Origin of the sequence: Mycobacterium sp., from assembly GCF_035640695.1 — a bacterium.
Lineage (GTDB): Bacteria > Actinomycetota > Actinomycetes > Mycobacteriales > Mycobacteriaceae > Mycobacterium.
In genome coordinates this window covers 1-7,770 of the sequence record NZ_DASQVQ010000186.1, presented here as the reverse complement: position 1 = coordinate 7,770, position 7,770 = coordinate 1, and the positions used below count along the sequence as shown (strand labels likewise).

Here is a 7,770-nt window from a genome sequence, read left to right as displayed (position 1 = left end):
CGTGCCGCGCAGCGGGAGGAGGTCCGCACGCAGCGCCCAGCCCACTACCTTGTCGACCGCATTGTGCCGGCCAACGTCCTCGCGCAGGCATAGCAGCTGCCCATCCACGGCGAACAGCCCGGCGGCGTGCAAGCCGCCGGTGCGGGCGAAGATCTGCTGTGCGGCGCGAAGCCGGTCCGGCAGTTCGGCCACTGTTTGGGGGCTCACTTGCAACGGATCGTCATGGACCGACCAGGCAGCCGTGGTCCGCACGGCGTCCAGGCTTGCCTTGCCGCACAACCCACAGGACGAAGTGGTGTAGAAGTTGCGCTCGAGGGACGGGTCCGGTTCGGGTACGCCCGGGGACAGCGCCACGTCGACCACGTTGTAGGTATTGCCATCATCGCCGGCACCCGCGCAGTAGCGGATGCCGACGACGTCATTCGCACGCCGAATGACTCCTTCGCTCACGAGGAATCCCGCCGCAAGATCGAAATCCCGGCCCGGAGTGCGCATCGTGACCGTGAGCGGTCCTCCCGCGACCCGGATCTCGACGGGTTCCTCGGCCACCAGAGTGTCCGGCCGCACCGTCTGGTCTGGGCCGGCAAGCCGGATGACCCGGCGGCGACTAGTGACGCGTCCCAATTCAGGTCACCTCGGTTTCGCGGACCCCAAGATTTCGCAGGCCGGCACTCAGTATATTGTAGACGCATACTGTCTGCAATGTCCTGCGGGCACCGCCGCAACGGCCGCGTCCCGATGTCGACGCTTCCAGGACTTCGTTTCCGCAAATCTCGGACGAGCGGATCGTACGGTCTTATGCACGGCGAGTTGGGGTTCCGTTATTGAATAAAGCGCTCTTAACCGGGGCACGTCCGAATGCCCCTAGACAAGTGATCCACGTCATAGCTATGCTGATCGCATACTGTATGCACTGCTGCGGAGGCAAGCATGGCCAACAACAGTGGCGGGGTCGCCACCGTCGAAGTCCGGGATCTGCATGGACGCTCGTACCGGGTAGGTGAGCGGCCGCACGACATCATGGGCCGTTCCCGGAGCTGGATGCTTTGGCTGCCGTGGACGGCCATGGCCGGGATCAGTGTGCTGCAATACGGTTACGGCGTTGCGGCGGGCGCCCTGCAGCGGACGACCGGATCGAGCGCCACGGGTGCCTTCTGGATTCTCGCACTGTGGCTGGTGTTTCAGGCCGGTGCGGCCGCTCCCACGGCGGCGTTGCGCCACCGCTTTGCGCTGTCTCCGTCGCGGGCAATGATCTTCGGCGCGCTGTTGTGCGCCGCCGGCCCGTTGACACTTGCCCACACCGACAACTTCGTGCTCGCCGTGCTCGGTTATTCCGTGCTGTGCGGCACCGGCGCCGGGATCGTCTACGCCACGTGCGCCTCCACCGTCGCGAAGTGGTATCCGGAACAGCGCGGAGTCCGGGTCGGCTTCGTCACCGGTGCCTTCGGCTATGGCGCCGTGCCGTTCATCACGCTATTCGCCGCCGTCCTCGCACCCCAGAACCGGGCGGCAATCTTCACCGGGTTAGGCGTCTGCATCATGCTCGTCGTGGCGGTCTGCGGAGTGTTCTTCAGGGATCCACCGCCGGGCTGGTGGCCGCGTGAGATCGATCCCAAACTATGGGCCGTCGACAGGCGGGTGAACCGCAGCTTGCTGAACAACGCCCCGGCGGTGCGGCAATACTCGCCTGCCCAGGCCGTGCGGACGCCCGCGTTCGTGGTGATGTACCTCATCCTGGTGTTCGCCGCGGCTGCCTCCTTGCTGGCCATCGCGTACGTCCCGATCTTCGCGATTGCCAACGGATTTGGTTTGGGCGTCGGCGCGGCGGCCGTGGGCCTGCTTGCCGTCGTCAACGGCACGTGCCGCACCGTGGCCAGTCGCGTCTCCGACCGATTCGGGCGACGTCAGACACTGAGCGCTGCGCTGCTGCTCGAGGGCTGCGCGCAGTTGGGGCTCGTCTATGCGGCGTCGAACGGGCAGACCGCCGCGTTCGTGGTCTTCGCCGCGGTAAGCGGGTTGGCGGGGGGCGCGTTCTACCCGCTGTTCGCGAGCCTGGTTGCCGACTATTTCGGCGAGCGAAACGCCGTGCGCAACTTCGCAGTGGTGTACAGCGCCAAGCTGTTCGGGGGGGTTATCGGAGTCGGGCTGCCCGCGGCGCTGGTGGCGTCGCACGCGCTTCCGATCGTGTTTGTTGCTGCCGGCCTGACCAGCCTGTGCGCCGCCGTCATGACGAGACTGCTGCACCGCCCCGGATACCCGGTACTGCGCCTGCCCCGGTAGGTGCGCGCCGAGCCGGCAACCGTCGAGCGGTCGCGCGGGTGTGGTCAGCGCAGTAACGCCGCCGCGGCCACCGCAACCGGGTCGAGACGTTCAGCCTCGGCGGACGCCAGCTCGAACAGCCGTCTTTTCATGCGTGGATCCCAGAACCTCTTGACGTGATCCGCGACCGCGGCCGCCGCCTGCTCGCTTGGCAGGTAGCGGAATTGAACGGCGATGTTGTTGACCAACCTGATCTCGGCGGGACCGTTGAGCGACATTTCAGTCAACGAGTCCTGAGGCCAGCACACGCTGTCGGGCCGGTTCAACAGCGTGCGGACCAACCGCCGGGTGGGCGAGCGTGACCTGAACGGCCGTCACCTTGTACTCGGGGCAGTTTGTGGCCCAGTCGGAGTTCTCGGTTGTCACCACGTTCGCACCCGTGACCGGATAGTGGAACGTGGTGTAGACGACACCGGCGGGCATCCGGTCGGATAGCTGTGCCCGCAGCTTGGTTTCGCCCACTCGGCTGGTCAACGTGACCTCGTCACCGTCGGCGATGCCCCGCACCTCGGCGTCGTGGGGATGGATCTCCAGCAAATCCTCTTGGTGCCATGCGATGTTTGCGGTGCGGCGCGTCTGCGCTCCGACGTTGTACTGGCTGAGGATTCGGCCGGTGGTCAGGATCAGCGGGAAGCGGCGCGTGCTGCGCTCGTCGGTTGGCACGAACGGCGTCGGCACGAACCTGCCGCGGCCCCGGGTGAACGACTCCACGTGCATGATCGGCGTTCCGTGCGGAGCGCGCTCGTTGCAGGGCCACTGGATACTGCCCACCTGGTCCAGCTTCTCGAACGACACCCCGGCGAAAGTGGGTGTGACCGAGGCGATCTCGTCCATGATCTGGCTCGGGTGGTCATAGTGCATGGGATAGCCCATCGCCGTCGCAATCCGGCAGGCGATGTCCCACTCGTGCCGGCCGCTCTTCGGCTTCATCACCGCACGGACCCGGTTGATCCGGCGTTCGGCGTTGGTGAAGGTGCCGTCCTTCTCCAGGAACGACGCGCCGGGCAGGAACACGTGGGCGAACTTGGCGGTCTCATTGAGGAACAGGTCCTGGACCACCACCAGCTCCATCGCGCCCAGTGCGGCCTCGACGTGGTGCACGTTCGGGTCGGACTGCGCGATGTCTTCACCGTGGACGAACAAACCCCGGAAGGTGCCCTCGATCGCGGCGTCGAACATATTCGGAATTCGCAATCCGGGCTCGGCCAACAGAGTTGTCCCCCAGAGGTTTTCGAAGACATGACGCACCGCGTCGTCCGAGACGTGCCGATAACCGCTCAGCTCGTGCGGGAACGACCCCATGTCGCACGAGCCCTGAACATTGTTCTGGCCGCGTAGCGGGTTCACGCCGACACCGTCGCGGCCGATATTGCCGCAGGCCATCGCCAGGTTCGCCATGCCCATGACCATCGTCGAGCCCTGGCTGTGCTCGGTGACCCCTAGGCCGTAGTAAATGGCCCCGTTGCCGGCCTGCGCGTAGAGCCTTGCGGCGCCGCGCAGTTCACGGGCCGGCACACCGGTGATCGGCTCAACGGCCTCGGGGCTGTTCTCGCTGCGGGAGATGAACTCCGCCCACTGGTCGAATCCCTCGCACCTGTCCGCCACGAACGATTGGTCGACCAGGCCCTCGGTGACCACCACGTGTGCAATGGCATTCACCACCGCCACGTTGGTTCCGGGCTTCAACTGCAGGTGATGATCGGCCTGGATGTGCGGCGAGCGCACCAGGTCGATGCGACGCGGGTCGACCACGATGAGTTTCGCACCCTGGCGCAGCCGCTGCTTCATCCTGGACGCGAAGACCGGGTGCCCGTCGGTCGGATTGGCTCCGATCACGATGATCACGTCGGCTTGCGCCACCGAACGGAAGTCTTGGGTGCCGGCCGACTCACCGAAGGTCTGCTTCAGCCCGTACCCGGTGGGGGAATGGCAAACTCGCGCACACGTGTCCACGTTGTTGCTGCCGAAGGCGGCCCGAACCATTTTCTGGACGACGTAGACCTCTTCGTTCGTGCACCGCGACGACGTGATCGCCCCGATCGCCCCTGCTCCGTACCGCCGCTTGAGCTCTGACATCCGCCGGGCGACCGCACCGATCGCCTCGTCCCACTCGACCTCCCGCCACGGCTCGGTGATCTTGTCGCGAACCATCGGTCGCAGCACCCGGTCCGGATGGGTGGCGTAGCCGAAGGCAAACCGTCCCTTCACGCACGAGTGGCCCTCGTTGGCGCCGCCGTCCTTATGGGGCACCATGCGGACCAACTCGTCACCGCGCAGCTCGGCCTTGAATGAGCAGCCGACGCCACAGTATGCGCAGGTGGTGATCACCGACCGGGACGGCATCCCGAGTTGGACCACGGAGCGCTCCTGCAGGGTGGCCGTCGGGCAGGCCTGCACGCACGCGCCACAGGACACACACTCGGAATCCATGAACGACTCGCCCGCACCCGGTGACACCTTGGATTCGAAGCCCCGGCCCTCGATGGTGAGCGCGAACGTGCCCTGGATCTCGTCACAGGCCCGCACGCAGCGGGAGCAGACGATGCACTTGGACGGATCGAAGTCGAAGTACGGGTTGCTGTGATCGGCTACCGCATCAAGGTGGTTCTCCCCGTCGTAGCCGTATCTGACCTGTCGGAGCCCGACCGCGCCGGCCATGTCCTGCAACTCGCAGTCACCGTTGGCCGAACAGGTCAGACAGTCCAGCGGATGGTCGGAGATGTAGAGCTCCATGACGTTTTCACGGAGCTTGGCGACCTTGGGCGTCTGGGTCCGGACGACCATGCCGCCGGCTACCGGGGTGGTACACGAAGCCGGGGTACCGCGGCGGCCGTCGATCTCCACCAGACAGAGCCGGCACGAACCGAACGCTTCGAGCCGGTCCGTGGCACACAGCTTCGGGATGTCGACGCCGGCCAGCGCGGCCGCCCGCAGCACCGACGTGCCTTCCGGAACCGACACGCGCAGCCCGTCGACCTCCAGGGAGACGCTCGCCGGACCGTCCTTGGCCGGGGTGCCGTGGTCGGGTTCCTTGAGCAGCGTCATGGCATGCCCTCCGTCCCCGCGCTGGTGTGCGCGGTGCTCGTGTCTTCGCTTGCTTCCCGGGCGAGAAAGTCGTCCGGGAAATGTGTGATCGCGCTGCGTACCGGCATCGGGGTCAGGCCGCCCATCGCACACAGTGAGCCGTCGGTCATGACGTCGCAGAGGTCTTCGAGCAGGGCCAGGTTCTCGTCGCGGTGTTCACCCGCGGTGATCCGGTCGATCACCTCGACGCCGCGCACCGAGCCGACCCGGCACGGCGTGCACTTGCCGCACGACTCCGCGGCGCAGAACTCCATCGCGAACCTGGCTTGAGCGGCCATGTCGACGGAGTCATCGAAGATCACGACGCCGCCGTGACCGACCATCGCGCCCGCCGCCACGAAGGCTTCATAGTCCATCGGAAGGTCGAATTTGGACGTCGGCAGATACGCGCCGAGCGGGCCACCAACCTGGACCGCCCGTACCGGACGGCCGGACCGGGTTCCCCCGCCGTAGCCGTTCACGAGTTCGCCCAGGGTTACCCCGAAGGCCTTCTCCACGATGCCGCCCCGGCGCACGTTCCCGCCGAGCTGGAACACCTGGGTGCCGCGCGACCGCTCCACACCCAAATCCCGATACGCCGGTGCGCCATCGGCCAGGATCGTCGGCACGCTGGCCAGGGTGAGCACGTTGTTCACCACCGTCGGCTTGCCGAACAGGCCATGCAAGGCCGGGATCGGCGGTTTGGCCCGGACCATGCCGCGCTTGCCCTCCAGGCTTTCCAGCATGGAGGTCTCTTCGCCGCAAATGTACGCGCCGCCGCCGACGCGCACATGAAGATCGAAGCGCAGCGACGAGCCCAGGACATTGTCGCCCAGCCAATTTCGCCCGCGGGCGATCTCGATCGCAGCACGCATGACGGCCACTGCGTCCGGATACTCCGATCTGATGTAGATGTAGCCTTCGGTGGCGCCGACCGCGTGGGCCGCGATCGTCATGCCCTCGATGAGCAGGAATGGGTCGCCCTCCATAAGCATCCGGTCGGCGAAGGTCCCGCTGTCACCTTCGTCGGCGTTGCAGCAGACGAACTTCAGCTCATCGCCACACTCGAGTACCGTTTTCCATTTGATTCCGGCCGGGAAGCCCGCACCGCCGCGTCCACGCAGCCCCGAGTCCGTGACCTCCGCGACCACCTCCGCCGGGGACATCTCCAGCGCGCGGGCCAGCCCGACGAGGCCACTGTGGCCCACGTAGTCGTCGACCGACAACGGATCGGTGACGCCCACCCTGGCGAATGTGACCCGATTCTGCGTCGCCAGCCAGGGCAACTGCTCGACCACGCCCACCCCAGCCGGGAGTTCCGCGCCGTCGAACAGGCCCGCGGCCACGAGGCCGTCGACCTCCGAGGGGGCGACGGGTCCGTAGCCGATCCGTCCGTGCGGCGTCGCCACCTCGACCAACGGTTCCAGCCACAACATGCCGCGAGAGCCGTTGCGCACCAATCGGATCGGACGCCGGTGGCGCACCGCGGCGCTAAGCAGGGCATCCGCAACCTGGTCGGCGCCAACCGATCTCGCCGCGGAATCGCTTGGCACGTACACCGTGACCGGCGCCGCCTTCGACGCGCTCATCGCGTGACCGCCCCGTCGATAATCGAAGCCAAGCGACTTTCGTCCACACGGCCGTGTAGCTGACCATTCACTTGCACGGCCGGCCCCAGAGCACAGTTGCCGAGGCAGAAGACCTGCTCAACGGTCAGCGCGCCATTGGGACTGGTCTCCCCCAGCGACATGCCGTAGTTGTCCCGCAGGTAGGCCACCAGCCGTCGCGCGCCGACCGCCTGACACGCCTCCGCCCGGCAGACGCGGACCGTGGTGCGGCCGGCCGGCCGTGAACGGAAGTCGTGGTAGAAGGTGACCACCCCGTGCACGTCCGCACGGGAAAGATTGAGCTCGTCGGCCAACACGGGGATCGCCTCCGGCGGAACACAGCCCAGGGCCTCCTGGACCGCATGGAGGATGGGAAGCAGCGCGCCTCGCTGGTCGCGATGGGCTGCCGCGAGGTCGCGGACCACAGCCTCGGTCGCCGCGGTCGTCGCGGTCGCCGCGCTTGTCGCGGTCGTCGCGCTTGCCGCCCCCGTCGACGTGGGATTCATGAGCTTCCTCCAGCGGACAGGTGGAACAAAAACGATGACGGCCCTCGGTCACGGGGAGCGGACCCGCCCCGGGTTGGTCACCCGGGGCGGGTTTTCACCATGAGCGGTTGACCCCGCGCCGGCCGACGGGCGGTTCAGGCAACGATGTTTTTGTCGTGCCAGTTGGCGATGGTGTCTGGGTCGTATCCGAGCTGGGTGAGTACTTCGTCGGTGTGCTCGCCGAGCAGGGGTGCGCCGGTGATGGCCGGTTCGAAGGCGGAGAATTTGATCGGGCT

At 66.8% G+C, this 7,770-nt stretch carries 6 protein-coding genes; 1 reads left to right on the top strand and 5 read right to left on the bottom strand.

What is annotated here, in order from left to right; all coding sequences use genetic code 11:
* Nucleotides 1-624, bottom strand: a 624-nt coding sequence (fdhD, locus tag VE759_RS21830) for a formate dehydrogenase accessory sulfurtransferase FdhD (RefSeq protein WP_324936333.1), incomplete at its 3' end; no start/stop codon positions are given.
* A 306-nt stretch (nucleotides 625-930) separates the two neighbouring features.
* On the opposite strand from fdhD, the gene VE759_RS21825 reads away from it, so the two are divergent.
* Nucleotides 931-2,280 (top strand): OFA family MFS transporter, encoded by a 1,350-nt coding sequence (locus VE759_RS21825; protein ID WP_324936331.1) that lies wholly within the window; start codon nucleotides 931-933, stop codon nucleotides 2,278-2,280.
* A gap of 44 nt (nucleotides 2,281-2,324) precedes the next feature.
* Here VE759_RS21825 and VE759_RS21820 read toward each other — a convergent pair whose 3' ends face one another.
* From VE759_RS21820 to VE759_RS21805, 4 genes are read right to left on the bottom strand one after another with little or no spacing between them, the layout of a single operon-like run.
* A complete protein-coding gene (locus VE759_RS21820) occupies nucleotides 2,325-2,537 on the bottom strand; it encodes a formate dehydrogenase subunit delta (protein WP_324936329.1) in 213 nt (70 codons plus the stop codon).
* Nucleotide 2,538: 1 nt separating this feature from the next.
* Entirely contained in the window at nucleotides 2,539-5,364 is a 2,826-nt protein-coding gene (gene fdhF, locus VE759_RS21815; protein WP_324936327.1) for a formate dehydrogenase subunit alpha, read from the bottom strand.
* Complete coding sequence (locus VE759_RS21810; RefSeq protein ID WP_324936325.1) at nucleotides 5,361-6,971, bottom strand: NADH-quinone oxidoreductase subunit NuoF; 1,611 nt, start codon at nucleotides 6,969-6,971, stop codon at nucleotides 5,361-5,363. Before VE759_RS21810 ends, fdhF begins: the two co-directional genes overlap by 4 nt.
* The gene (locus VE759_RS21805) at nucleotides 6,968-7,495 is read right to left on the bottom strand and encodes a formate dehydrogenase subunit gamma (RefSeq protein WP_324936323.1); all 528 of its coding nucleotides are present in this window, start codon (nucleotides 7,493-7,495) and stop codon (nucleotides 6,968-6,970) included. The genes VE759_RS21810 and VE759_RS21805 overlap by 4 nt, the downstream gene beginning before the upstream one ends.
* Nucleotides 7,496-7,770 lie beyond the last annotated feature (275 nt).

Excerpts from the sequence above, each read along its gene's own strand:
- VE759_RS21825 (WP_324936331.1), top strand. The coding sequence starts at position 931 with ATGGCCAACAACAGTGGCGGGGTCGCCACCGTCGAAGTCCGGGATCTG.
- VE759_RS21820 (WP_324936329.1), bottom strand. The coding sequence starts at position 2,537 with ATGTCGCTCAACGGTCCCGCCGAGATCAGGTTGGTCAACAACATCGCC.
- fdhF (WP_324936327.1), bottom strand. The coding sequence starts at position 5,364 with ATGACGCTGCTCAAGGAACCCGACCACGGCACCCCGGCCAAGGACGGT.
- VE759_RS21810 (WP_324936325.1), bottom strand. The coding sequence starts at position 6,971 with ATGAGCGCGTCGAAGGCGGCGCCGGTCACGGTGTACGTGCCAAGCGAT.
- VE759_RS21805 (WP_324936323.1), bottom strand. The coding sequence starts at position 7,495 with ATGAATCCCACGTCGACGGGGGCGGCAAGCGCGACGACCGCGACAAGC.